At 61.0% G+C, this 25,123-nt stretch carries 27 protein-coding genes; 16 read left to right on the forward strand and 11 right to left on the reverse strand.

All coding sequences use genetic code 11. The features are described 5' to 3' along the window. Window positions 1-16: 16 nt before the first annotated feature. The 7 genes from hybE to JGZ97_RS08075 all read right to left on the reverse strand — a co-directional run bounded on the left by hybE (window position 17) and on the right by JGZ97_RS08075 (window position 6,591). Window positions 17-571: a [NiFe]-hydrogenase assembly chaperone HybE gene (gene hybE, locus JGZ97_RS08045; protein WP_207062104.1), complete on the reverse strand. Its 555-nt coding sequence runs from the start codon at window positions 569-571 to the stop codon at window positions 17-19. Window positions 572-582: 11 nt separating this feature from the next. Next, the gene (locus JGZ97_RS08050) at window positions 583-840 is read right to left on the reverse strand and encodes a HypC/HybG/HupF family hydrogenase formation chaperone (protein WP_207062105.1); all 258 of its coding nucleotides are present in this window, start codon (window positions 838-840) and stop codon (window positions 583-585) included. After that, entirely contained in the window at window positions 840-1,331 is a 492-nt protein-coding gene (locus JGZ97_RS08055) for a HyaD/HybD family hydrogenase maturation endopeptidase (RefSeq protein WP_207062106.1), read from the reverse strand. The genes JGZ97_RS08050 and JGZ97_RS08055 overlap by 1 nt, the downstream gene beginning before the upstream one ends. A 92-nt stretch (window positions 1,332-1,423) precedes the next feature. Next, window positions 1,424-3,139 carry a nickel-dependent hydrogenase large subunit gene (locus tag JGZ97_RS08060; RefSeq protein ID WP_207062107.1) on the reverse strand — a complete coding sequence of 572 codons (1,716 nt, stop codon included), beginning with the start codon at window positions 3,137-3,139 and terminating at the stop codon, window positions 1,424-1,426. A 95-nt stretch (window positions 3,140-3,234) separates the two neighbouring features. Next, window positions 3,235-4,380, reverse strand: coding sequence for a Ni/Fe-hydrogenase cytochrome b subunit (gene hybB, locus JGZ97_RS08065; RefSeq protein WP_207062108.1), 1,146 nt, complete (start codon window positions 4,378-4,380; stop codon window positions 3,235-3,237). After that, window positions 4,377-5,351 (reverse strand): hydrogenase 2 operon protein HybA, encoded by a 975-nt coding sequence (gene hybA / locus JGZ97_RS08070; protein WP_207062109.1) that lies wholly within the window; start codon window positions 5,349-5,351, stop codon window positions 4,377-4,379. Before hybA ends, hybB begins: the two co-directional genes overlap by 4 nt. A 103-nt stretch (window positions 5,352-5,454) precedes the next feature. Further along, complete coding sequence (locus tag JGZ97_RS08075; protein WP_207062110.1) at window positions 5,455-6,591, reverse strand: hydrogenase small subunit; 1,137 nt, start codon at window positions 6,589-6,591, stop codon at window positions 5,455-5,457. Window positions 6,592-6,704: 113 nt separating this feature from the next. Here JGZ97_RS08075 and JGZ97_RS08080 point away from each other — a divergent pair, with 113 nt between their 5' ends. The 5 genes from JGZ97_RS08080 to JGZ97_RS08100 all read left to right on the forward strand — a co-directional run bounded on the left by JGZ97_RS08080 (window position 6,705) and on the right by JGZ97_RS08100 (window position 8,929). Beyond that, window positions 6,705-7,028 (forward strand): hypothetical protein, encoded by a 324-nt coding sequence (locus JGZ97_RS08080; protein ID WP_207062111.1) that lies wholly within the window; start codon window positions 6,705-6,707, stop codon window positions 7,026-7,028. Window positions 7,029-7,372: 344 nt separating this feature from the next. After that, the gene (locus JGZ97_RS08085) at window positions 7,373-7,639 is read left to right on the forward strand and encodes a hypothetical protein (RefSeq protein ID WP_207062112.1); all 267 of its coding nucleotides are present in this window, start codon (window positions 7,373-7,375) and stop codon (window positions 7,637-7,639) included. A gap of 292 nt (window positions 7,640-7,931) precedes the next feature. Then, window positions 7,932-8,267 (forward strand): YqjD family protein, encoded by a 336-nt coding sequence (locus JGZ97_RS08090; protein WP_207062113.1) that lies wholly within the window; start codon window positions 7,932-7,934, stop codon window positions 8,265-8,267. A gap of 7 nt (window positions 8,268-8,274) precedes the next feature. Then, window positions 8,275-8,712 (forward strand): hypothetical protein, encoded by a 438-nt coding sequence (locus JGZ97_RS08095; protein WP_207062114.1) that lies wholly within the window; start codon window positions 8,275-8,277, stop codon window positions 8,710-8,712. Then, window positions 8,687-8,929 (forward strand): hypothetical protein, encoded by a 243-nt coding sequence (locus JGZ97_RS08100; RefSeq protein WP_207062115.1) that lies wholly within the window; start codon window positions 8,687-8,689, stop codon window positions 8,927-8,929. The genes JGZ97_RS08095 and JGZ97_RS08100 overlap by 26 nt, the downstream gene beginning before the upstream one ends. Window positions 8,930-9,084: 155 nt before the next feature. Here JGZ97_RS08100 and JGZ97_RS08105 read toward each other — a convergent pair whose 3' ends face one another. Further along, window positions 9,085-9,453 (reverse strand): hypothetical protein, encoded by a 369-nt coding sequence (locus JGZ97_RS08105; RefSeq protein ID WP_207062116.1) that lies wholly within the window; start codon window positions 9,451-9,453, stop codon window positions 9,085-9,087. Between the two features lie 232 nt (window positions 9,454-9,685). Between JGZ97_RS08105 and JGZ97_RS08110 the strand changes: the two genes are divergently transcribed. The 5 genes from JGZ97_RS08110 (at window position 9,686) to JGZ97_RS08130 (ending at window position 13,544) form a co-directional block, all read left to right on the forward strand. Continuing rightward, window positions 9,686-10,270 carry a hypothetical protein gene (locus tag JGZ97_RS08110; protein WP_207062117.1) on the forward strand — a complete coding sequence of 195 codons (585 nt, stop codon included), beginning with the start codon at window positions 9,686-9,688 and terminating at the stop codon, window positions 10,268-10,270. Continuing rightward, window positions 10,267-10,851 carry a penicillin-binding protein activator LpoB gene (locus tag JGZ97_RS08115; RefSeq protein WP_207062118.1) on the forward strand — a complete coding sequence of 195 codons (585 nt, stop codon included), beginning with the start codon at window positions 10,267-10,269 and terminating at the stop codon, window positions 10,849-10,851. Before JGZ97_RS08110 ends, JGZ97_RS08115 begins: the two co-directional genes overlap by 4 nt. A gap of 15 nt (window positions 10,852-10,866) precedes the next feature. Continuing rightward, the gene (locus JGZ97_RS08120) at window positions 10,867-12,105 is read left to right on the forward strand and encodes a hypothetical protein (protein ID WP_207062119.1); all 1,239 of its coding nucleotides are present in this window, start codon (window positions 10,867-10,869) and stop codon (window positions 12,103-12,105) included. Beyond that, the gene (locus JGZ97_RS08125) at window positions 12,098-13,108 is read left to right on the forward strand and encodes an LPP20 family lipoprotein (protein ID WP_207062120.1); all 1,011 of its coding nucleotides are present in this window, start codon (window positions 12,098-12,100) and stop codon (window positions 13,106-13,108) included. Before JGZ97_RS08120 ends, JGZ97_RS08125 begins: the two co-directional genes overlap by 8 nt. 271 nt (window positions 13,109-13,379) lie before the next feature. Further along, window positions 13,380-13,544 carry a hypothetical protein gene (locus tag JGZ97_RS08130; RefSeq protein WP_207062121.1) on the forward strand — a complete coding sequence of 55 codons (165 nt, stop codon included), beginning with the start codon at window positions 13,380-13,382 and terminating at the stop codon, window positions 13,542-13,544. Window positions 13,545-13,683: 139 nt separating this feature from the next. Here the strand turns inward: JGZ97_RS08130 and JGZ97_RS08135 are convergent, their stop codons facing one another. Continuing rightward, a complete protein-coding gene (locus JGZ97_RS08135) occupies window positions 13,684-15,078 on the reverse strand; it encodes an L-serine ammonia-lyase (RefSeq protein ID WP_207062122.1) in 1,395 nt (464 codons plus the stop codon). A 319-nt stretch (window positions 15,079-15,397) separates the two neighbouring features. Here JGZ97_RS08135 and JGZ97_RS08140 point away from each other — a divergent pair, with 319 nt between their 5' ends. The 6 genes from JGZ97_RS08140 (at window position 15,398) to JGZ97_RS08165 (ending at window position 21,811) form a co-directional block, all read left to right on the forward strand. Beyond that, on the forward strand, window positions 15,398-16,003 hold the full coding sequence (locus JGZ97_RS08140) for a helix-turn-helix domain-containing protein (protein WP_207062262.1): 606 nt from the start codon (window positions 15,398-15,400) through the stop codon (window positions 16,001-16,003). Between the two features lie 425 nt (window positions 16,004-16,428). Continuing rightward, window positions 16,429-17,451, forward strand: coding sequence for an amino acid ABC transporter substrate-binding protein (locus JGZ97_RS08145; RefSeq protein WP_207062123.1), 1,023 nt, complete (start codon window positions 16,429-16,431; stop codon window positions 17,449-17,451). 92 nt (window positions 17,452-17,543) lie between these two features. Continuing rightward, the gene (locus JGZ97_RS08150; RefSeq protein ID WP_207062124.1) at window positions 17,544-18,737 is read left to right on the forward strand and encodes an amino acid ABC transporter permease; all 1,194 of its coding nucleotides are present in this window, start codon (window positions 17,544-17,546) and stop codon (window positions 18,735-18,737) included. Window positions 18,738-18,741: 4 nt separating this feature from the next. Then, a complete protein-coding gene (locus JGZ97_RS08155; protein ID WP_207062125.1) occupies window positions 18,742-19,848 on the forward strand; it encodes an amino acid ABC transporter permease in 1,107 nt (368 codons plus the stop codon). A 69-nt stretch (window positions 19,849-19,917) separates the two neighbouring features. Next, complete coding sequence (locus JGZ97_RS08160) at window positions 19,918-20,646, forward strand: amino acid ABC transporter ATP-binding protein (protein WP_207062263.1); 729 nt, start codon at window positions 19,918-19,920, stop codon at window positions 20,644-20,646. A gap of 265 nt (window positions 20,647-20,911) precedes the next feature. Then, window positions 20,912-21,811 carry a homocysteine S-methyltransferase family protein gene (locus JGZ97_RS08165; RefSeq protein WP_242521620.1) on the forward strand — a complete coding sequence of 300 codons (900 nt, stop codon included), beginning with the start codon at window positions 20,912-20,914 and terminating at the stop codon, window positions 21,809-21,811. A gap of 149 nt (window positions 21,812-21,960) precedes the next feature. Here JGZ97_RS08165 and JGZ97_RS08170 read toward each other — a convergent pair whose 3' ends face one another. Together JGZ97_RS08170 and oadA are read right to left on the reverse strand one after the other, a co-directional pair. Further along, window positions 21,961-23,259, reverse strand: a complete 1,299-nt coding sequence (locus tag JGZ97_RS08170; protein ID WP_207062127.1) for a sodium ion-translocating decarboxylase subunit beta — start codon at window positions 23,257-23,259, stop codon at window positions 21,961-21,963. 12 nt (window positions 23,260-23,271) lie between these two features. After that, entirely contained in the window at window positions 23,272-25,089 is a 1,818-nt protein-coding gene (gene oadA / locus JGZ97_RS08175) for a sodium-extruding oxaloacetate decarboxylase subunit alpha (RefSeq protein ID WP_207062128.1), read from the reverse strand. Window positions 25,090-25,123: the final 34 nt, after the last annotated feature.

A 25,123-nucleotide genomic window follows, 5' to 3' on the forward strand; every position in this document is an offset into this window, starting at 1 on the left:
AGCGGCGGTCAGCCTGTCAGCCCGCCGCGCCCGCACCGCCCAGGAAGGCGCGCCTTGAGAGCGCACAGCCCTGGGAAGCAGGTTGTTCCTGGCCATTATCCGTCGCTGCCTGCTCCGGTTCAATTGCCCGGACCGGGATCGATTTCAGCAGCTGCAGCACATCCTCGGCGGTGCGTCGAATCTCGGCCTGGGCTTTCCACTCGTGAACGGGGGAAGCCAGGGAACAACTCAGGTAGCTGCCGATGCTCTCTTCCCGGCGGGGACTGAATTTGTACTCCCCCTGGGGAAAGGCCAGCACCACCTCTTTGCCCTTGCCGGTCTCGAACTGTTGCGGCCAGGGGGAGCCCGCCTTGGGCACGATCAGCAGATTCAGAAACCAGGGGGTGATCAGTACGCCCAGCCAGTGCCCTTCCCACGCCTGAAAGCCGACTGCCTCCACGGCCAATGCCGTATTCACCACCGGCAACCCCGCCATGCGTTCGCTCAAAATGGCGTTGAAGACCGCTTCCAGCACGGGCCCTGGATTCTCCGCAAAACCGGTCTCATGCGCTGCTTGCTGCTCTAGCGTCACGTCTTTCTCCTTCACTGCGCGGCGTCGCCCTGACCCAGGGGCCGCATCGAGAACTGATCCAGTTCGGCGAGGTAGGCCAGGGCCTCCTCGGCACGCACCTTGTCGATTTTTTCCACGGCGAAGTTACCCACCTGGATCAGCAGGTAATCACCGAGGGCGACCGGCTCATCCATCAGGATCAGGCTCACCTCCCGGCTCTCGCCCAGGCTCTCAACCCGGGCCACCTGACCGTCGAGCGCCACCACCTTGGAGGGTACTCCGATGCACATCAGACCGCCTCGCCCACGCAGGGCTTGAGGGGGTGCCCCAAGGCTTCAAGCTCCGCCACGGTCAAATCCACCAGTTCATCGAGTTTGGGCTGCATCGCTTCGCTTAGTTCGGTACTGGTCTCCAGCGAAAACGGTACGACCCCGAACAGGGTCATGCGCTTGGGCATTTCCCCGGTCACGGTCAACACCCCGAGCAAATCGGAAATGCCCAGCTGGTGGGGTGATATTTTGGACTTGAACAGCGCCGGCACCTCATCGTCCACGAGGCGCACCAGGGTGCCCGGGGCCGCGCCTGTGTTGACCGCATCCACCAGGATCACGTGGTCCCGGTCCGCCATGGAAGCCAGCAGTTCCATCCCGGCGGTGCCGCCGTCCATCACCTCAACCCCGGCCGGAATCCGGTAGCGCTGCTCCAGGGCCTCGACCACGCGCACGCCGATGCCCTCATCGGTCAGCAGAATATTGCCGACCCCCAAAACCAATATACTCATTGCCACTCCTCGGGCGACTCATCCAGCCCCCTGATAACGGAAATGCCGGTCTCGGGATTACCCCAGACCGGCACTCCTGCCCCGACTACTGCTTAAAGGGCGCGCACCTTAACGATTTCGTTGTTCTCGGTATCGACCATGTGAATGGCGCAGGCGATACAGGGATCAAACGAGTGCACGGTGCGCAGCACCTCCAGCGGACTCTCCGGGTTGGCCACCGGGTTGCCGAGCAGGGACGCCTCGTAAGGGCCGGGCACGTCGTCGGCATTGCGGGGACCGGCGTTCCAGGTACTGGGCACCACCGCCTGGTAGTTCTTGATCTTGCCGTCCTCAATCACACACCAGTGCGACAGCACACCACGGGGCGCTTCGTGGAAGCCCACGCCACGGATCTCCCCTTTCGGGAAGGAGGGACGATTGTAGGTGTCGGTATCGCCGGTGGCGATGTTGTTCACCAGCATCTGCCACTGGGCTTTCATTTCATCGAGCATCACAGCACAGCGCACCGCGCGGGCGGCGTGACGACCGAGGGTTGAGTGCAGGTGCTCGATGCCGACGCCCCCGGGACCGCCCACCAGCTTGTTGACGCTGTTGAGGCTATCCACCAGGAAGTTGAGATGGGTCTTGGTAGACTCGTGACCGGCCGCCGCCATGCAGAGCACGTTGGCCAGGGGCCCTACCTGGGCCGGGCGGCCCTGGAAGGTGGGCGACTTGATCCAGGAGTACTGGCCGTCGTCGTTGAAGTCGTCGTAGTTGGGTACGGTTTCACCTTCCCAGGGATGCAGGGGCGCCTCACCGGTGTACCAGGAGTGCTTGGAGCTCTCGGCGACGCTCTGCTTGAAGAAGTCGTCCTGGAAGCTCTTGATCGGGGTGAAGGTGGACAGGTCCCCATTGCGGATATAACCACCGGGCATGGCGAACTTCGTGCCCTTGGCGTCGATCGGCAGATCCGGTACGCAGAGGTAGTCGGTGACCCCCTTGCCATAGCCGGCCCAATCGGTGTAGAAGGCGCCGACCGCGGCCAGATCCACCAGGTAGGCGTTCTTGACGAAGCTGTCCAGCTTGTCGATCAGGCTCTTGATGTAGACCAGGCGTTCCATGTTGAGCACGGACTGGCTGTCCATGTTGATGGAGTTGGTGACGCCGCCCACGGCCAGGTTCTGGATGTGGGGCGTCTTACCACCCAGCACGGTGACGATCTTGTTGGCCTCGCGCTGGATTTCCAGCGCCTGCAGGTAGTGCGCCGCGGCGATGAGATTCACCTCCGGCGGCAGTTTCATGGCGCTGTGCCCCCAGTAGCCGTTGGCGAATACGCCGAGCTGGCCGGAGTTGACGAAGCCCTTGAGCTTCTCCTGCACGCGGCGCATCTCGTGGACGCTGTTGAGCTCCCAGCTGGAGAGGCTCTCGGCCAGGGAAGCGGCCTTGGCCGGGTCGGCGTCCAGGGCGGAAACGATATCCACCCAGTCCAGGGCGGAGAGGTGATAGAAGTGGACGATATGATCGTGCACCGCGTGAGCGGTGATAATCAGGTTGCGGATGTGCTGGGCGTTGACCGGCACCTCGAGGTTGAGGGCGTTCTCCACCGAGCGCACCGAGGCCAGGGCGTGGACAGTGGTGCACACGCCACAGATGCGCTGGGTGAAGACCCAGGCGTCGAGGGGGTCACGCCCCTCGAGAATCTGCTCGATGCCGCGCCACATCTGGCCCGAGGACCAGGCCTTGGACACCTGGCCATTTTCCACCTCGACGTCGATACGCAGGTGGCCTTCGATACGAGTAACGGGATCCACGACGATACGTTGTGCCATGGTAATTCTCCTAATTATTCTGCGGTGCGGCCAGGGCCCACACCTGAAACTGTTCTGCAGCCGGCCGCGGCCGGCTGCGCATCAAAGTTCGGTGATCAGGCGTGGGCCTGCTGGTGCTTGGGCATTACCGGGAATAGCTTGACGAAGAACAGGTAGCCCATGATCTCGATCGCCACGATGCCGATGGAGACCATCAGCTCCGCCGCCGAGGGGAAGTAGACGTAACCGGCACCCGGGTCGAAGCCCACCAGGAAGGCGTTAAAGCGGTAGGTGGCCCCCGCCAGTAGCAGGCTGACCGCGGCGATCAGCAGGAAACGGCCCTGGCGGTTGAACCGGGACGAGCCGAGGATCAGCAGCGGCACCACAAACAGAGCGGTTTCCAGCAGGAACATATTGCCCTGCAGATCCCCTTCAAAGGCGCCGCCCAGGGCGCCCCGTCGGATCAGATCGCCAAAGCGGATCACCAGGTAGGCCGCCACCAGCCCCACGATCACCTTGATCAGCCCACGGTGAAGATGGGTTTCGCTGGGCTGGCGCAGACCGACCGCGGCCATGGACCCCTCGAAGATGACGATACAGAACCCCATCAGCATGGCGGTCATGATCGCCAGCAGCGGCATCAGCTGTTGCGCCTGCCACAACGGATCAACCTTGTGCCCCATCGCGATCAAGAGAGAGCCTAGGGACGACTGGTGCATGGTGGGCAGCAGCACGCCGATGGCGATGAAGATAAAGAGCACCTTTTCCAGGCGAGCCCGCCAGACATCGGCCCTGAACTTCTCGAGAATCACCGGCAGGAACTCGATAAAGAGCACCAGGCTGTAGGCGCTGACGCACAGGCCCACCTCCAGCATCACCGAGTTGAGGTTCATCTGGGCCGGGTTGAACATCTGGTAGAAGTTCCAGTAGCGACCCATGTCGATGACCGCTCCCAGACCGCCGAGGCTGTAGCCGAAAAGACTCGCCAGCAGGGCCGGGCGCACCAGCGGGTGGTACTTGCCCTTGTTGGCGATGTAGACGGTCAGGGCCAGCACGTAGCCGCCACAGGCAAAGCCGGTGCCCACCACAATGTCGTAGACCACCCAGATGCCCCAGGGGTACCCGTCGTTGAGGTTGGTGACCGCTGCCAGGCCGTTGGCGAAACGGTCCACCAGCAATACCAGGGCGATAACCGCCAGGATACCCAGGAACAGGAACGGCGCCGTAAAAAGTCGGCCACCGATGGGTTGATGATGACTCATGCCTCGCCCTCCCCTTCGTCATCGTGTTTGGTATTGCGGCGGGCGAAGTAAAGCAGCCCGGCAAGCAGCCCCGCCGGCGCCAGCATGCCGCCATAGATGGAGTGCTGCACGGTTTCGGACATGGAGGCGTAGGAACGCTCGGGCAGATCCGGCAGCCCCAGCTTGGTGTGTTCCATACCGGCGATCACCATCACCTGGGTGCCGCCGCCCTCGCTTTCACCAAAAATATGCGGGTGATACGCAGCGGCCTTGGCGCGGTGAGTGTAGGTGGAACCTACCCGCTCCAGTGGAAAGCTGTACTCTTCACCGGGGGTCATCGCCAGGCGACGCTTGGCTTCGGCCAGCAATTCCTCGCGGGTGCCGAAGATATTGGCGCCGGTGGGACAGACTTCCACGCAACCGGGATTTTGCCCCTTGCTGATCCGCTCCACCCCTTTCTGGTTGCAGAGCTGGCATTTCTGGATCTGGCCGAAGGCCTCATCGTATTCGTACTTGGGCACGTTGTAGGGACAGGCCGCAACGCAGTAACGACACCCGATGCAGGCATCGGGATTGTGGCTGACGATACCGGTTTCCGGGTCCTTGATCATGGCGCTGACCGGACAGACCGACACGCAGCCCGCGTCCACGCAGTGCATGCAGTTACGCTTGATGAACGCGAAACCGTCGGTGGCGCTGTTCTTGGTCTCGCCGGTACCGTGCTTGTACGCCTTGATAATGTTCAGGGTATCACCCGAGAGTTCTTCGGCCTGATCCCACTGCACCTCGTTATCCCGCACCACCGACGGCATGTCGTTGACTTCCTTGCACTTATAGACACAGGCGCGGCAGCCGATACAAAGGGTGGAGTCGTAGAGCATGCCCACCGCGTTGGGCAGCGGCTCTTTGTTCCCGCGCGCCTCGACGGTGGAGCTGGCGGTGGCGATCAACGCCCCGCTTCCCGCCACCTTCAGAAAATCACGCCTATTCATGGCCGCCTCCCGTTCTATCAAGAGTGGGTTGTCCTTCTGAGCGCCCTAACCCGGCCATCTCACCGCTATTGAGAAAATCACGTCTGTTCATGATCGCCTCCGGTTACGGGTTATCTTGGCTGTCGTGATCGCTGACGCGGTCTTTCTCGAGTTTGCCCAGCTGCTTCACCGCCATGGCCGTTGCGCCCAGCACGGCGCCGCCGACAGCACCCAGCAGCGCCGCCGCCCCCGGTGTCACGCCGGTGCCAACAGGTTCGGCAATGCCTGGGAAGGTGGTGGGGGGCGTCACGGTCTTGACGTCAGACAGTGCATGAATCGGCTTGTTGAAGCCCACCCCTTCCTCGGTGCAGCCGAAGCACGGATGGCCCACGCCCACCGGCCAAGCACCGCCGCCCACGTCACCGAACTCGATGGCCGGGCAATTGGCGTAGGTTTCCGGCCCCTTGCAGCCGAGCTTGTAGAGACAGAAGCCTTTCTTGTGGCCGGCGTCACCAAATTCCAGCGCGAAACGGCCGGCATCGAAGTGAGGACGGCGTTCGCAGTTCTCATGGATCAGCCGTCCGTAGGCAAAGCGGGGACGGTTGAGGTGGTCCAGCTCGGGCACCGTGCCGAAGGTGACCAGGTGCAACACCGTAGAGAGGAAGTTGTAGGGGTTCGGCGGGCAGCCGGGAATATTGACCACGGCCTTGTCGGTCAGCACCTTGTCCACCGGGGTCGCCTCGGTGGGATTGGGACCGGCGGCAGGGATTCCACCCCAGGAAGCGCAGGAGCCGATGGAGATAATAGCAGCGGCCCCCTCGGCCGCCTCACGGACATGCTCAACGATGGGCTTGCCCGCTACCTTGCAGTAGATACCCCCGTCTTTCATGGGTATAGAGCCATCCACCACCAGCACATACTTGCCCCAGTTCTCCTTCATGGAATGAAGCTTGGCCTCTTCGGCCGCGTGCCCGGCGGGGACGCTCAGCGTCTCGTGATAGTCGAGGGAGATGAGATCAAGAATCAGGTTTTCCAACGTGGGATGGGTTGAGCGCAACAGCGACTCGGTACACCCGGTACACTCCTGGGCGGACAGCCAGATCACTGCTGGTCGGCGCGGACTGGCGATGGCGTAGGCCATCTGCACACCGGCTCCGCCGGTCAGTCCCAGGGTCGCCGCCACCCCGGTACAAAACTTCATAAAGGTGCGACGCGAAACCCCGAGCCGCTCTGCTACTTTGTGTAGCTCGTTATTATTCATGCTGTTCATTCCTACCTAGTGCCCTATCGCGTTTTTAACCACGCGCATCCCCGTGGTTTGCTGCTTTTGCCATGCAAGTGGTACATCGCTAACCAGTGGCCGGATCAACATCCGTGCCAATTGATAAAGCGCAATCAGCTCAAATAGCGCATCTAAAAATCAAGCAGTTATGCAAACAGAGAAAAAAGGTAGGAAAACGTTTAAAAAACAATTCGATTCCACGAAAAAGCAATAATGGAAACATTGTTTTCAGACGCAGCAGGACACGGACTAACCAGTCCGGCGCATTTTTTAACCCGCCCCCTTATGCGAGCGGTAAAAAAACACGCCGGGTCGCCCCGGCGCGCAAAGAACCTCATTACAGGGTGAGGCATGAGGTTGTCAGTCGTGAAGTGCCAAAAAGCCATAACCAGGCTCTTTGCCACAAACAGCTCTAAACAAACACTGTGCCAATAAAAATTTATCTATCTGTAACATATGGTTAGATTCTTTTCCGCGTCGATTGCCGGGCCTGGATTGGTAACGTCAAATATACGCCTGCCAATAACCTGAAAACTTGCTTTCCATCTAAGACCAAAGTTCAAATCCACTCCCGTTAACCCAAAGCTTTTTTGCGCAGGATCCACGGCACACTCCCCTCAGCTGAACCATACTTCCCTGCGCTATGACGGGTAGATTCAGCCAATGCCCATCCCCCCATCTCGGCAGGTGGACCCGAGTTTACCGCTAGCGAAGACAAACCTAATTCGCTGTACCCATTCCTTTCTCAAGGAGCAGACCCATGAACAAATGGAAACTTGTGACCACCTCCCTTGCATTTGCACTCGTCGCCGGCCTTACCGGTTGTGACAGCAGCGACGGACCGGCAGAAGAAGCCGGCAAGAAGATGGATGAAGCCATGGAAACCACGAAGGAGAAACTGGAGGAGCTCGGGGATAAGATGAGCGATGCCATGGACAGTGCCGGTGACAAGATGAGCGACGCCATGGATACCACTGAAGAAAAGATGGAAGAGACCGGCGACAAGATCAAAGAGGCAACCGAATAACGCCTTTGCAGCGTACGCGGCTTTTCCGAAGCCGGCGCGGCAAACAACGGGTCTGCCGAACTTACTTGGAACCAACAGGAAACGGACCGGCAGTATCGCTCGCCGGGTTGTACAAGCGACGGTACCGACCACCACTGAGTTCGATTGCAGGCAATACCCCGGCCGTACCGTTAAACACCACTCGGGGCCCCTTGGGGTAGGTAAGCAAACCCGCTGAGCGCAGTCTCCGGCCTCAGAAAAAGGACACCACTATACTGACACTGGCCGCTAGCGGCCCTAAGGGCGAAGGAACATGAGCCAAGGATCCAGCTCTCAGGAGCAGGGTGAGCCGTTGGAATCCACTTCCAATACCAAGGGAGAAAGAGACATGACAAAGGCACAAGCCAATACGGCCGGCGAATCCATATCTCGCCGCGTTGCTGATGAGCTTCACGAGCGCATTGATCAGGCGGCAGAAAAAGGCGAGCAGTTCGAAAATACACTCCACAAGGGTGGCGCCCAGGCGCAACAACGTACCAAGGAGATGACCAGTTCCTTCAATCAGCTGGCCAGAGACAACCCCTGGGCGCTGGTGGGCGGCTCACTCGCCCTTGGCATCTTGATCGGGGCACTGGTCGGCCGCCGCTAAACGACCGATGGCCGCCCCTTACGATCATGAGCGGGCCGACGCCCGGGAAGGGGAGCAGGCCGCGGGGCCGGAGCTGCCCCTTGGCAAAACCGTTGCGGAGTATTTCCAGTCAAACCGGCGCTATATTGCCGAACTGCTGAACCTGCTGACGCTGGAGGTTCGCTACAGTGGCCTGATGCTCGGCAGCGTCATCGCGCTGGCGCTGATCGCGGCCCTCGCCCTGTTCAGTCTCTGGGCACTGGCAAACGCCGCGCTGCTGCTCTGGCTGGTAACGCAGGCCTGGGCGTGGCCTTTCGCACTACTGTTGGGCGCGGGGCTCAACCTGCTGCTATTACTGGCCGCACTCTGGCAGATCAGGCGGGCCCTCGCGCGAATGGGCGTGGACGCAACCCGCCAGGCACTGGGCCTAGGAGGACACAATGCTTCCAAACAAAGCACAGATTGAGGCCCAAGCGCGGGGCCTGGCAGACGCCCGGGCCGATATCCATCATGCAGGGCATCAGCTGCAGACTGCCTTCTGGCAGCGCGCCACCTCACCCAAGGGGCTTGCCGCGAGCTTCGCAGTCGGCTTCGGCATCGGCTATGTGTTCGGCCTGCCGGAGAGCAAGCTCAGCGTCAACCGGCTGGCAGCCCTGACCAATCTGATATCACTGCTGAAATAGCGCGCAGACAGGGGCCATGCCGCGAAAGCCGGTCGTTAACCATTCCCATGAAAAGCGGCTTCCCATGATAAAGCGGCGCGAGACGAAACCCTCAGAGGGGCGAGGCTGCGTTGTTTGACGAGGCGAGTACAACAGCAAACTTACGTCTGCCGGTGCTAACGAATACTGGTGACCTTGTTGACCGGCTCCTTTGACGCCAGTGAAGCATGCTCGTCATTGATCCAGGCCAGCACCTCATCGCTGGTATGAAAGCGCGGCGCACCGGTCCAGAAAGTAGCCATCAGATTGGCGAGTTCAAGCAGCAACTGTTTATAGTGATTGCTAAATAGCCTGTTTCCAAGGCGAGTCGTAAACCACTTCAGAATCATCTTGCGTTCGGGCTCATGGCTGTAGTTGATATGTCCCTTGAGCGACTCCAGCAACGACTCCAGCCGCTCGCGGTCCGCTTCGGAAAGCTCCGCATCCATGGTTACCAACTGCAGCTCGATCCAGATATCCCCGAGCGGTTTCAGTTCGTCTTTCATACCACACCCTCACCCCAAGCAAGGCGCATTGAGCCGCCAATGACTGGCCCCCGGGAAAAACGCGGAAGCTCCAAAAAAGGTTAGCACATGCTGATTTAAACGCGTCCCAGGAGCGGCCCCTTCCGGCCATAAAGCGCGCCTGGCAGGCGGGCCTCGTCAATCGATGAAAACGCCCTTGGCCTATGCTGTTAACAGAGACCTCCAAAGCGCCATACTTACCGAGGAGCAGACGATGGATAGGGGCCTTAAGCGCCTGACTCAGCACCGCTTACTGATGCCAGGACTACTGATACTGGTCGCGACCCTTTGTGCCAGCTGCAGCAGCCGTACCCAGGTTGAATCCGACCTGGGTATCAAAGACGCCCCGCCCTGGGTCAATCAAGGCACCCAGGCTGTGAGCGACCAGCAAGGAAGACTTATCCAGGGGGTCGGCCTCGCCCCCCCTGTCGGCGACTTGGCTTTGCAGCGCGCAACCGCGGACAGCCGGGCCCGCGCGGAAATCGCCAAGGTACTCTCGACCTACGTCGAGGCCACCCTGGATGCGTACAGTCAGAGCCAAGGACCGGCCAGCGATGCCAGCGTGCGCCAGGTGCTGCAGACCAGCAGCCGCGTGGCCCTGGCCGGAAGTCGCATTCTTGCCCATTGGCGGGACACGCAGACCGGCGACCTGTATGCCTTTGCGGAACTGGATTTAAAAGAGGTGGATGCAACATTGGAGCGCACAGAAGCACTGCACGAAGACCTGCGACGCTACCTGCGCGAGCAGGGGCCACAGCGCTTCGACCGTTTCGCCAGGGAAAACGGAGGCCAGCCATGAGAGGCGCCCTAGCCTGCATCTGCCTGTTGCTGGTGGCCTGCGGCACCCAGGTTACCCGGATCGCACCGCAGGAGCAGGTGGATCTGAGCGGCGCCTGGAACGATACCGACTCACGCCTGGTGGCCGAAGCGATGATCGAGGATGCGCTAAGCCATCCCTGGATCACTGATTTTCATCGCGACGAAGGACACCGCCCTGCCGTAATACTCGGCTCCATTCGCAACCTCAGTCACGAACACATCAACGTCCAGGCCTTTCTGGCCGATATCGAGCGCGCCCTGGTCAACTCTGGCCAAGTGACCTTTGTCGCCAACCCGCAGGAACGTCGCCAGGTGCGCGATGAACGTCTTGACCAGGACCTTCACGCGCAGGAGGCAACGCGCAATCCGGCCGGCCAGGAGCTGGGCGCCGACTTTTTGCTCAACGGTCAAATTAACACCATTATCGACGCCAATGACCGACAACAGGTGCGCTACTACCAGGTAGACCTGTCCATGATCAGCCTGGCGGACAACCGCAAAGTCTGGCTGGGTCAGAAAAAGATCAAGAAACGGGTCGATAACGCCAGAATCCGCTATTGATCCAGCCCCGTGTCGATGCCAAATCAACTCTGCTGCTGCCTGGGCGCACTGCTGCTGAGCGGCTGCTCCCTCAGCCACTGGGGCCTCGCCCCCCAGCCCCCGGCACTTACCAATCGAGAGCCCTCCAGCTCGCTGCAAGTGCTGAACGAGGCGGAACCGGCCTCCGAAGACCGACTGTTGCACGGGTTGCAACGGGCCTTGTTTGAACACCTTAACGGCCATTTTGCCGCCAGCAATCTCTTGCTGCATGGAATCACACCGCAGCTCTCGGAACTGAAAGCAACCAGCATCACCGAAACCCTCGGCGCCGGAGCCCTTAATGAAACCCTGCGCGCCTACCTACCCACACCCAGCGAACAAGCCTTGTTGCACCAACTAGCCATGCTCAATTACCTCTTGTTGGGGGAGCCCGCCCGGGCCCGGGTGGAGGCGCTTCAGGCCGATCTGCTCTTTAGGCGTCTGGCCAGCGCCGGCGGCCTTAACGGCCAGCTTGCCAGCACCCGGTTTGTAGCAGGGTTGGTATTCGAAATTCTCGGCGAGTGGGATAACGCCCTGATCGCCTACCGGGATGCTTCGGAGCTGCTGGAAGCCAGGGACGAAACGCCGCCCGCAGGCTTGACGCTAAGCCTGGAGCGCATGCGCCAGCAGCTGGGGCTAACCTCCCCGGCGCCCTCCTCACCCGCTCAGCCCGCGGGGCAAGAGCTGGTAGTACTGCTCTGGCAGGGCCAGATATCCCCGCGGGTCCCGCAGCAACTGCGCCTGTACAACCCGGCGCTACGACAGCACTTGGCGTTTGCACTGCCCATCTACGCCGCCAGCTACCCGCCGCCCCGCGAGGAGCCCATCACCCTTGGCGACGGGCTCTGGCACGCCATGCCGCTGGAAAACCTTGAGCAGCGGGTGCGCGAGGACCTGGCTCGGCAACGCCCGGCGCTGATCGCGGCGGCGACCTCCCGGGCATTCGCCAAGTTCCACATCTCCAGGGAGGCCGGCGCCACGGACGAGATACTGGGAGTGCTGGTGGATCTGGCGTTGACCCTGGGCGAGGTGGCGGACCTGCGCAGCTGGAGCAGCCTGCCTTCCCATATTCTCCTCGCCCGCATCCCCCTGCCCGCGGCGCCAGTCAACCTTGAGGTAGAAATTGGCGGTCGCTCAACGGCGGCGCCCCGCCATCGAATCGGACTTTTATTGCTGCACACGGCCAGCGGCCGGCTGTTCCGCTATCCTGCCATTAAGGAGCCCGCCGATGCTTGATACCCGCCCAGTCCGAAACGCCCTCCTGCTGTTACTCGTCCTCGCCGGCGCAGGGTGCGGCACATCCCCCCTTCCCCCCTGGCAACAATCGACGGAGTCCTACCCACCCGAGCGTTACCTGCGAGCGGACGGCAGCGCTCAAGACCCCAACGACGCCCAACGGCGGGCGCTGGCCAACCTCGCACAGATATTTCAGCTGCACGTCGAAGACCGCGGGCTGGATTTCGTCCAGAGCCAGAGCGCCCGCGACGAAGACCCCGAAGTCATCCGCCGGAGCCGCCGGATCATTGCGGTTTCCGGGGAGCAGGTAATCGAGGGTGCTCGGATCGCTGAACAGTGGCAAGCGAAAGACGGGCGCCACTACGCGCTCGCGGTGCTGGAGAAAGCCCCGGCCGCATTTTCCCTGGGAAGACGAATCGCGGATCTGGACGGGCGTCTGGCGCAGCAGATGCGCGCCGCGAGCGCCGCACCGCCCCTGGCAGCCATTCCCCGCCTGGAACAAGCCCGCCACCTGCAACGGGAACGGGAGGCCCTGGCCCGGAAGCTCGAGGTACTGGAGGCAGCGGCGCCGCCGCCTCCCTACTCCCAAGGCGAAATCGAGTCAGCACTTGAAACCCAGCTTGGACAGCTGCAGTTGCGCTTGGAAGTGCCAGACCCTGCCCTGCACCCCCTGCTTGAAAGCGCCGCCGAATCGCTGGGCATTTCCACCTCGCCCCAGAGCCCAACCCTACTGCAGGCAGAACTGCTGCTGGAGCCGACGGAATGGGAAAGCGGCTGGTACTGGCGGCGCGGTGCACTGCAGCTAACCCTGAGCGGGCCCGAGACCGTCCTCGCCTCGCGGCGCTGGCCGATCAAAGCCGCGGCGCGCAACCGCGCCTACACGGACACCCGGCTGGTTAACACCCTGTCCAATGCCCTACCCGGCTACCTTTATGAGCTCCTCGCTGGCTCCAACGCGGAATCGCGTCAACACCTGCCGCCCACCACCGACCCAGCGCACTGATCGGCACCTGCAGGCAAAGACCTGAAACCCAGGATGAACGCGGCACAACTCTGCGGCAAAAATCACTATTTGTGCGCAATCCAACGAATTGCGCACAACGGCTTTCCCAACCCCCTTTTATTCGATACATTGCCAACGACCCGGGGAGATCCCTTGGGCCAAAACCCAGATTCGGAGGGATTCCGATCAAAAATAAGAAGGGGCATGTCCCCGAGCGGCTGCACGGTGCGAAGGAGGGCCCGGTTCTACCGCCACAGATGAAGTTAACCGAATGGTTATCGAGTGTGTTCGTAACGAAGGGTTTGAAGATCAACTGACGGAAAGCAGCGCCTACCAAGTCCAAGAGCTGGGTAAGAATTCTTATCTGATTCAGAATGATAAGGAAGAGCCCCGCTGGTACGGGCGCCAGCACTTCAACATCAAGCTGGAGGGCTGATTCAGTCGTTGACCAACCTTTCGGGCGCCGTGTTCCGGTGCCCTATTTCCCCCACCGCCTCTTTAACCCGTTCAGACTCCCCGGCCACTAAGCAGTGGTACCGGATTGACAGCCCCCACCCGTTAACAGACCGGCTGCCTCAGCAGGCCACCACGTTGACCGCCAGCCCGCCCTGAGCGGTTTCCTTGTATTTGTCCTGCATATCACGCCCGGTCTGACGCATGGTCTCGATCACACTGTCCAGCGATACCTGGTGACGCCCGTCGCCGCGCAACGCCAAGCGCGCGGCGTTCAAGGCTTTTACCGCCCCCATGGTATTGCGCTCGATACAGGGCACCTGCACCAGCCCAGCAACGGGATCACAAGTCAGCCCCAGGTTGTGCTCCATGCCGATTTCCGCGGCATTCTCGATCTGCGCATTGCTGCCGCCCATTACCGCGGCCAGCCCGGCGGCCGCCATGGAGCAGGCCACACCCACCTCTCCCTGGCACCCCACTTCGGCGGCAGAAAGGGACGCGTTGCGTTTGTACAGCATCCCTACCGCAGCGGCCGTGGCCAAAAAGCAGGAAACGCCCGCCTCGTTGGCGCCGGGCACAAACCGCGTGTAGTAGGCGAGCACCGCCGGTATCACCCCGGCGGCACCGTTGGTAGGGGCAGTCACCACCCGTCCACCCGCGGCGTTTTCCTCGTTCACCGCCATGGCATAGAGATTGATCCAGTCCATCACGCTGAGCGAATCCCGCAGCGCCGCCTCAGGCGCTTGGGTCAGCTCCCGATAGAGATCATGGGCACGCCGCTTGACCCCCAACCCACCCGGCAGCTCGCCGGTTTGCCGACAGCCGCGCTCGATGGACGCCTCCATCACCGACCAGACCTGCCGCAAGCCCGCCTCGACCTCTGCCATCGGACGGCGTGCTGCCTCGTTGGCCAGCACCATTGCAGCGATACTCAGGCCCGATTCATCCCCCAGGGCCAACAACTCCCGGGCATTTGAAAACGGGTAGGGCACCTCGCCCGGACCGGCACCTTCCCCCGCTGGCGCCCCCTCGGGCGCGTCCATCTCCTCCTCGCTGCGTACGAAACCGCCCCCCACCGAAAAATAGCGGCTCTTAAGGGTGCGCACACCGGCGCAGTCGAAGAGTTCAAAACTGAGCCCGTTCGGGTGCTGCGCAAGACGCTCGCCGCACAGGAAAAGCAGGTCCTGGGATTCGCTGAAGGCCAGCCGCTGAACCCCGTCGAGCATCAGGACACGGCTGGCACGGATAGTTTCGACGATCCCGGGCACCCGGTCGGGGTCCACCTTGTCCGGCTGCTCCCCGGAAAGCCCGAGCAGCACCGCCACATCGGTCGCGTGCCCCTTACCGGTCATGGCCAGTGAGCCGTAAAGGCACACGCGAACCCTGCCGGCTCCTTCCAGCAATCCAAGACCTCTTGCCTGGGCCAGGAAACGCTGCGCCGCCCACATGGGGCCGACGGTGTGAGAGCTGGAGGGCCCGATCCCCACTTTAAAGAGGTCGAAAATACTCAGTGACATAGAGACTCCCGGTTGGGTTGCAATGCCAGGGCTGTTTAGACGCCAAGGGCCGAGCGCGGCCGACTGCCGCCGGCGATCACGGGTCCCCGGAGCCTAACAAAGCCCGAGAGAAGCGATCAACTATTTTTCCTTTAGGAAACGCGCACCGCAGAACCGCGTCCCCGGAGATGGCTTAGAGCCTGAAAAAATATTGCGCTATCATTGCGATTTAGGCCGAAATAGTGGCATCCGGCTCAATATCAAAACGGCCTTCGGATGCAATTTGCGTTCACTTTAAGAAACAACGGAGTACCCCATGGCTGATGAAACCCCCGCCTCGATGATCGAGAAAGAACGGGATAAAGGCCGGCAAGGCAGCGAGTCGAACCTGGAGCCGCTTCAGTTGGGAAAACGGGTTCGCGAACTTCGCCTGGCCAACAGCCTGACCCTTGAGGAAGCCAGCCGCCGCACCGGGCTGGCGCGCTCTACGCTGTCGAAGATCGAAAACGAGCAGATCTCCCCCACCTTCCAGGCCGTGCAGAAGCTGGCCCAGGGGCTCGATATCGACATTCCCCAGCTTTTTGTCAGCGCTAGCGACTCGCGCACCTCCGGCCGTCGCGACATCACCCGGGCCGGCGAGGGCAAGCCCCACCCCACCCCAACCTACGAGCACGAAATGCTGGCCGGCCAGCTGACCAACAAGCGCATGCTGCCCTACAAATCCGTAGTCCGGGCCCGTCGCTTCGAAGACTACCCCCAGTGGGTGCGCCACGACGGAGAAGAGTTCCTGCTTATCCTTAGCGGTAGCGTGCGTTTCTACACCGAATTCTACGAGCCGGTGGATCTTCATGCCGGCGACAGCAGCTACTATGACGGAAGCATGGGCCATGCACTGATCTCCATCAGCGACCAGGACGCGGAAGTGCTCTGGGTGACTTCCACCTGAGCGCACCCCGCAAGTGCACCATCAATCACCAGCGCGCACCATTACGGTGCAAGTACAGAGTGGGTAGTTTCCACCCACTCTGTTACTCCCCTCCCCAGGCGCTTAACCCAATAAGCCAAAACAGCGAAAAACCGATGCTAGTTGGCGCTCTAATGCCGACACTCAGCAACACCCTGCACCAACTAGCGATATTGTTGGCCCCATCCGCATTTGCTTCAATCTTTAGGCACCGCAAGGGCTGCGGACCTGTTCCGCCGAGGGCGCCAGTTTGAGCGTTTCAGAAACCGGCGAACGCTTGGCGTTCGAACATGTTTATTATTTTCAACGCCTGGCACAGCCTTTGCTATAAGAACTGCGATTAACCATAAAAATTAACTGTGGTTCTGCCTGTTCGCAGGCAGCGAATCTACCAATAAGGAAAAATCATGAAAAAGATCGCTTCCGTTGCAGCCCTGTCAGCCATCGCCGTGGGCATGTCCACCGCGGCCCAGGCTGAGGGCACTCTCGACGCCGTCAAAGATAAAGGCTTTGTACAGTGCGGCGTCAGCACCGGCCTTCCCGGCTTCTCCAACCCTGATGAGAAAGGCAACTGGCAAGGTATGGACGTCGACGTCTGTCGCGCCATCGCCGCCGCCGTCCTGGGTGACGCGTCCAAAGTTAAGTACATTCCCCTGACCGCCAAAGAGCGTTTCACCGCGCTGCAGTCCGGCGAAATCGACGTGCTGTCCCGTAACACCACCTGGACCCAGACCCGGGACACCACCCTGGGCCTGAACTTCGCCGGGGTTAACTACTACGACGGTCAAGGCTTCCTGGTCAGCAAGAACCTGGGTGTCAAGAGCGCCAAGGAGCTGGACGGCGCCGCGGTGTGCATCCAGTCCGGCACCACTACCGAGCTGAACCTGTCCGACTACTTCAAGCTCAACAACATGCAGTTCGACCCGATCGTCTTCGACACCTCTGACCAGACCGTCAAGGGCTTCGAGGCCGGCCGCTGCGACGTGCTCACCTCCGACCAATCCCAGCTCTACGCCCTGCGCATCAAGCTGGCTGACCCGAGCAGCGCCATGGTACTGCCCGAGGTGATCTCCAAGGAGCCCCTGGGCCCCGTCGTACGCCAGGGTGACGACCAGTGGTTCAACATCGTCAAGTGGTCTCTGAACGCGATGATCAACGCCGAAGAGCTGGGCCTGAGCTCCGCCAACGTCGACAGCATGAAGGAGAGCAGCGACAATCCCAGCATCAAGCGCCTGATCGGTCTTGAAGGACCCAAGGGAGAGGGCCTGGGCCTCGCCGATGACTGGGGCTACCAGATCGTCAAGCAGGTCGGCAACTACGGCGAAGTGTTCGAGCGCAACGTCGGCGCCGGCTCTCCGCTGGGCATCGAGCGTGGCATCAACGCCCTCTGGAACCAGGGCGGCTTCCTCTACGCCCCCCCCATGCGCTAATCCTACCGCGCACCGCCGGGACGGCCTTTGCCGTCGTCCCGGCTCTCATCTATACCTAATTAATTGATTAACTGCCTTCGGGAGCTTTTTCCATGCCCACCGATGTGAACAAAGGCGTGGCGCCCTCCTCGAAACCCAAGTTCTGGAACGACCCCGACAAACGGGCAATGCTGTTTCAGGTACTGATGATCCTAGCAATCGTGGGTTTCTTTTATTACGTCATTAATAACGCGCTTACCAACCTTGATAACCGGGGGATTACCACCGGCTTCGGGTTTCTCAGTCAAGCAGCCGGGTTCGATATCCTGCTGACGCTGGTCCCCTTTGACTCCAGCTATAGTTTTGGCCGCACCTTTATCGTCGGCCTGCTCAATACACTGCTGGTCTCTTTTCTTGGCATCATCCTGGCGACCTTGCTCGGCTTTGTCATGGGGGTGGCCCGCCTCTCCCATAACTGGCTGGTAGCCAAGGTAGCCGCGGTCTACATCGAGACTTTCCGCAACATTCCGCTGCTGCTGCAGATTTTCTTCTGGTATGTAGCCGTGCTTCAGACCCTGCCCTCCCCCCGCCAGAGCATCGAGCTCGGGGCCGGCAGTTTCCTAAACATTCGCGGACTCTATATCCCCTCGCCGGTGTTCGAGAGCGGCTTTTCCGCCGTGGTCATCGCCCTGGTGGCAACCATCATCGGCATCGTGTTTCTGGTACGCTGGAATCACAAGCGCCAGGACGCCACCGGCAAGTACTTCCCTGTCGGCTGGGCCTCACTGGCGCTGTTGATCGTGGTACCCGGCCTGGTATTTCTGCTCGCCGGCTCTCCGCTGAGCTGGGACTACCCGGAGCTGCGTGGGTTTAACTTCCGCGGCGGCACCACCATCATCCCCGAACTGATCGCCCTGCTGCTGGCCCTGACCATCTACACCGGCACCTTTATTGCCGAGACGGTTCGCGCCGGTATTCTCGCGGTCAGCCACGGTCAGACCGAAGCCGCCCACGCGCTTGGCCTGAGCAACAGCCGTACCCTGCGCCTGGTGGTCATTCCTCAGGCCATGCGAGTCATCATTCCACCCCTAACCAGCCAGCATCTGAACCTGATCAAGAACTCCTCTCTGGCCACCGCCATCGGTTACCCCGATCTGGTTTCGGTATTCATGGGCACCACCCTGAACCAGACCGGCCAGGCGATCGAGATCATCTTCATGACCATGGCCGTGTACCTGACCATCAACCTGCTGGTCTCGCTGTTCATGAACTGGTACAACAAGCGCGTCGCGCTGGTGGAGCGTTAATTCAATGATCATAAACGACAAAAAACTGCCTGACCTGCCGCCGCCCACCAGCACCTCCGGGCCTATCGGCTGGCTTCGCAACAACCTGTTCGACACCCCGCTCAACAGCATTCTGACCCTGGTGATCGGCTATCTGCTGGTGACCAACCTGGTTCCGCTGATCCAATGGGCGTTTATCGACGCCGACTGGATCGGCGACAGCCGGGATGCCTGCACCAGTGGCGGCGCCTGCTGGGTGTTTGTCTCGGTGCGTCTGAACCAGTTCCTCTACGGCTTCTACCCCGAGAGCGAGTACTGGCGCATCAACACCCTGTTTGTCCTGCTGGGACTGCTGCTGGCCGGAATGATCTATGAAAAGACCCCCAAGCGGGGCTGGATCGCCCTGTTTACCCTGGTGGTATTCCCGGTCATCGCCTACTTCATGCTCCATGGCGGCTCTTTCGGCCTGCCGGTGGTGGAAACCCACAAGTGGGGCGGACTGACCCTGACCCTGGTGCTGGCCCTGGTGGGCATCGTCGCCTCCCTGCCGATCGGTGTCATGCTGGCACTCGGACGGCGCTCTCACATGCCCATCGTGCGCTCTTTCTGCACCATCTTTATCGAGGTGTGGCGTGGGGTTCCGCTGATCACCATTCTCTTCATGGCGTCGGTCATGCTACCGCTGTTCGCGCCCGAGGAGATCGATCTGGACAAGCTGGTACGGGCCCTGATCGGCATCACTTTGTTCCAGTCCGCCTACATGGCGGAGGTCATCCGCGCCGGCCTGCAGGCCATTCCCAAGGGCCAGTACGAAGCGGCTGACGCCATGGGACTGAGCTACTGGAAAAAGATGGGGCTGATCATCCTGCCCCAAGCGCTGAAGATCGTCATCCCGGGTATCGTGAACACCTTCATCGCCCTGTTCAAGGACACCAGCCTGGTGCTGATCATCGGCCTGTTCGACCTGCTGGCCATCGTTCAGTCGGCCCTGGCCGATCCGAAATGGCTCGGCTACTCCACCGAAGGCTACGTATTCGTCGCTTTCGTGTTCTGGGTCTTCTGTTTCGCCATGTCCCGCTACAGCCAGTATCTCGAACGCAAATTGCACACCGGCCACGGCGCGCGCCAGTAAGCGCGCCAGGTATATAAGAATTAGGAGTTTGTAATGTCTACCGATTCCATGAGCGTCTCCGACCAGGTGATGATCGAGTTAAAAAACGTCAATAAGTGGTACGGTGATTTCCACGTCCTCAAGGACATCAACCTGACCGTCAACAAGGGTGAACGGATCGTCATCTGCGGCCCCTCGGGTTCAGGCAAGTCGACCATGATTCGCTGCCTCAACCGACTCGAGGAACACCAGTCGGGCGATATCATCGTCTCCGGAACTACCCTGACCAACGACCTAAAGCACATCGAGACCATCCGCCGGGAAGTGGGTATGGTGTTCCAGCACTTCAACCTCTTCCCGCACCTCACGGTGCTGGAGAACTGCTGCCTGGCGCCGATCTGGGTTCGCAAGACCCCGCGCAAGGAGGCCGAAGCGACGGCCATGAAGTACCTGGAGCGGGTCAAGATTCCCGAGCAGGCCCACAAGTACCCTGGCCAGCTCTCCGGCGGCCAGCAGCAGCGGGTCGCGATCGCCCGCAGCCTGTGCATGAACCCCGAGGTCATGCTCTTTGACGAGCCCACCTCGGCGCTTGACCCGGAGATGATCAAGGAGGTGCTGGATGTCATGATCGAGCTGGCCCAGGAAGGGATTACCATGCTCTGCGTGACTCACGAGATGGGCTTTGCCAAAACCGTGGCCAACCGGGTGATCTTCATGGACGGCGGCCAGATCATCGAAGAGAACGAGCCGCAGGAGTTTTTCAACAACCCGCAGTCCGACCGGACCAAGCTGTTCCTCAGCCAAATTCTCAACCACTGATACAGCTGCCGATCTTCAAATCGGCCTGCGCCCCCCCAATCCCCGCCTTGTGCGGGGATTTTTGTTTATCCCCCTCGGCCCCTGCCCCCTGACTTATCTAGCGCGCACTTAGCTGGATAGTCCCACGGGCGGCGTCTAGAGTTAACCCGGAGCCAGCAGGTTAAATTAGTCCCGCAGGGCCCTGGCAACGAATCGAGACTTAACGAGCCGGAGGCTGGAAAAGGTGAGACATCGGTTTCCCCCGCAACAGGACGGTGTCCTATACATGACCGAAGGCGGCACCGAAACCGAAATCATGTACAAGTTCGGCTTTGAGCTGCCGCACTTTGCCATGTTCCCCCTGCTCGACAACCCCAAAGCGGTGTCCGCCCTGAACGGCATGTATCAACGCTACCTTGATACCGCCGCCAAGCATGGCTTCAACGCGCTTGTCGGCGGGCTGGATTACCGCGCAAGCCCCGACTGGGGTTCACTGCTGGGCTACTCGAATACAGGGCTCGCCGAGATGCAGTTGCGCGCGATTGAATTCCTGCGGGATGTTGCCAAGCCTTACCAAGGCCAGATTGCCGACATTCAAATCGTCGGCGTGGTTGGACCGCGAGGGGATGCCTACGCCCTGAACAAAACGATCTCCGCCCAGGAGGCAGAGGCGTACCACAGCACTCAGCTGGAGACCCTGCAACAAGCCGATGTCGATCTGGTCTGGGCCGCCACCTTCAACAACGTCCCCGAAGCGGTAGGCGTTTCAAGAGCAGCCGCCCGGTGCCAACTGCCGCTCTGCATGTCCTTTACCCTGGACAGCAACCATCGCCTCAAATCCGGCCCGACACTAAAGCAAGCCATCGAAACCGTTGACCTCAAGGCCGGTGACCGCCGCCCTGACTTTTACGGGATCAACTGCTCACACCCCTTGGAGTTCAGCCCGGCGATCGAACAGGCCGCCTGGTTTGAACGGGTTCGCTGTCTGCGACCAAACGCCGCCATGATGGACAAAATATCGCTCTGTAAGCTCGGTCATTTAGAGGATGGCGACCCCCAGGATCTCGGAGAACAGATGGGCGAACTGGCCCGACGGTTTCCTCACATCGACATCTGGGGCGGCTGCTGCGGAACCTGGGAGCGACACCTCGAGCAGATCGCCACCCAGGTTAAACTGCATCGCTAACCGGTGGGCCCTCGTCAATGCGCTGCACGCTGAGCGAACCCATTTAGAAACGCGCGATTCAGGCGAATAAAAAACCCGGCCAGAGAGCCGGGTTTTTATCCAACCAGTGCCGCTAATTCAACGACGCTGGTATCAGCGCAGGGCGGCCGTCAGCCGACGAACTTGATCATCACCCCGGCTGCCACCGCCGAACCGATAACCCCTGCCACGTTGGGTCCCATGGCATGCATCAGCAGGAAGTTCTGCGGGTTCGCCTCCAGGCCGATCTTGTTAGAGACCCGTGCTGCCATCGGCACCGCCGAGACGCCGGCCGAACCGATCAGGGGATTGATGGGCGTGCTGCTGAACTTGTTCATCAGCTTGGCCATCAAGACCCCGCAGGCGGTTCCGATGCCGAAGGCGATAATCCCCAGCCCCAGGATGCCCAGCGTGTTGATATCCAGGAACTTGTCGGCGCTGAGCTTGGAGCCCACCGACAGCCCCAGGAAGATGGTGACGATATTGATCAGCGCGTTCTGCGCCGTATCGCTCAACCGCTCCACCACACCGCACTCACGCATCAGGTTACCGAAGCAGAACATACCGAGCAGGGGCGCCGCGTCCGGAAGCAGCATCGCCACCAGAATCAGCAGCACCAGCGGGAACATAATCTTCTCGGTTTTGCTCACCGGCCGCAGCTGGGTCATGGCCAGCTTGCGCTCCTCCGGGGTGGTCAGGGCACGCATGATCGGCGGCTGGATCATCGGCACCAGGGCCATGTAGGAGTAGGCCGAAACCGCGATGGCACCGAGCAGCTGCGGAGCCAGCAGGCTGGCCACGTAGATCGCCGTGGGGCCGTCCGCGCCACCGATAATGCCGATGGCGGCCGCATCCTGGATGGAGAATTCCATGAGCCCCAGCGCGGTCAGTCCCACGGCGCCGAGCACCGTGGCAAAGATGCCGAACTGGGCAGCGGCGCCCAGGAACAGGGTCTTGGGATTGGCCAGTAGCGGACCGAAGTCGGTCATCGCCCCCACCCCCATGAAGATGATCAAGGGCGCGGCACCACTGGCAATGGCCACCAGGTAAAAGTTGTAGAGCATGCCGTTGTTGAAGCCACCGTCCATCGCTACCGCTGCGGCGGCATTGTGGGCGCTGTGGCTTGCACTGGCATAGGCCTGCTTGATGACCTTGGGATCGACCGAATCGATCCCAAGGGCCTGGCCGATCTGCGCAATAAGCTCAGGCTTGCCCAGGTGCAGGGCATTCTCCACCGCGGAGAACGCAAGCCCCGCCTCCGGAATGTTGGCGAGAATGCCCCCGAACCCGATCGGCACCAGCAACAGGGGCTCAAAGTTCTTTTTGATCGCGAGGAACAGCAGACCCAGCCCCACCACAATCATCACCGCCTGGCCCCACTGTATCTGATAGATACCGGAGCTGACGAAAAGGTTGATCAGCTTATCCATAGCGCTCGGCCCTTACGACAGGTTCAACAGGGTATCGCCGACCGCGACGGAATCACCCTCTTTGACGGTCACGGCAGCCACGGTCCCGGCGCGCGCCGCACGGACTTCGGTTTCCATCTTCATCGCTTCGAGGATAACCAGCACATCTCCCTCCTGGACCATATCGCCAGGAGAAACCTCGACCTTCCAGATATTCCCCGCCAAGGGCGCGCTCACGGGCTCGCCATCACCGGCGGCGGGCGCCGCCGCTGCAGCTTGGGGCGCCTGAGCCGGTTGAGCGACGGGAGCCAAGGCGCTCACATCGCCACCCTCGGTCACCTGCACCACGTAGCTCTGGCCGTTGACGGCCACGGTGTAGACCTCTTCGCCTCCGGCCGGCTTTGCCGCGACCTTGGGGGCGGGGGCGCTGGCAGCAGCCGCGTCCGCCTCGGTAGGCGCGGGCTCGAAGGCGGAAGCGTCGCCCCGATTCTCAAGAAACTTCAGCCCGATCTGCGGGAACAGGGCGTAGGTCAGGACGTCGTCCAGCTCGCGCTCACCGGTTTCCAGGCGGAAGTCTTTCTCTTTGGCCAGCGCACGCAGCTCCTCGGTCAGCTTGTCCATCTCCGGCGCCAGCAAATCGGCCGGGCGGCAGGTGATGGGCTCGGCGCCATCCAGAACCCGGGCCTGCAGTTCTTTGTTGAAGGGCGCGGGCGCGGCGCCGTATTCACCCTTGAGGATGCCGGCAGTCTCCTTGGAAATGCTCTTATAGCGCTCGCCGGTCAGGACGTTCAGCACCGCCTGAGTACCGACGATCTGGGAGGTGGGGGTAACCAGCGGGATAAAGCCCAGGTCTTCGCGGACACGGGGAATCTCTTCGAGCACCTCGTCCAGCTTGTCGCCGGCGCCCTGCTCCTTGAGCTGGCTCTCCATATTGGTCAGCATGCCGCCGGGAACCTGGGCCACCAGAATCCGTGAATCCACCCCCTTGAGGGACCCTTCCCACTTGGCGTACTTCTTCCGCACTTCCCGGAAGTAGGCCGCTATTTCCTCAAGCAGGTTGATGTCCAGTCCAGTGTCGCGATCCGTCCCCTCGAAAATGGAAACCACGGACTCGGTGGGCGAGTGGCCGTAAGTCATCGACATGGAGGAAATCGCCGTGTCGACGTTGTCGATCCCCGCCTCCACACACTTGACGATGGTAGAGGTGGAAAGACCGGTGGTAGCGTGGCACTGCATATGAACCGGAATCTCCAGCTCCGCCTTGAGGCGGCTGACCAGCTCGAACCCTTCATAGGGCTTGAGCAGGCCGGCCATGTCCTTGATGCACACCGAGTGGGCGCCCATGTCCTGGATACGCCTGGCCATCTCGACCCACATGTCGATGGTGTGGATGGGGCTGATGGTATAGGAGATGGTGCCCTGGGCGTGCTTGCCGTTCTCAAGCACCGCCTTGATGGCGGTTTCGAGGTTGCGTTCATCGTTCATGGCATCGAACACGCGGAAAACGTCGACCCCGTTGACCGCGGCGCGTTCCACGAAACGACGGACGACATCGTCCGCGTAGTGTCGGTAACCGAGGATGTTCTGACCGCGGAAAAGCATCTGTTGCGGCGTTTTCGGCATGGCCGCCTTGAGCTTGCGGATTCGCTCCCAGGGGTCTTCGCCCAGGTAGCGGATACAGGCATCAAAGGTCGCCCCGCCCCAGGTTTCAACGGACCAGAAGCCGACCTGGTCAAGCTTCTCGGCGATGGGGAGCATGTCTTCAAGACGCAGGCGGGTGGCAAAAAGAGATTGATGCGCGTCGCGCAGCACTACATCGGTAATACCCAGGGGTTTCTTGGTATCGGTCATGGTATGGCCTTTTATCTACGCGGAAGTGGATTGA

The organism is Motiliproteus sp. SC1-56 (assembly GCF_017309075.1).
GTDB lineage: Bacteria > Pseudomonadota > Gammaproteobacteria > Pseudomonadales > Balneatricaceae > Motiliproteus.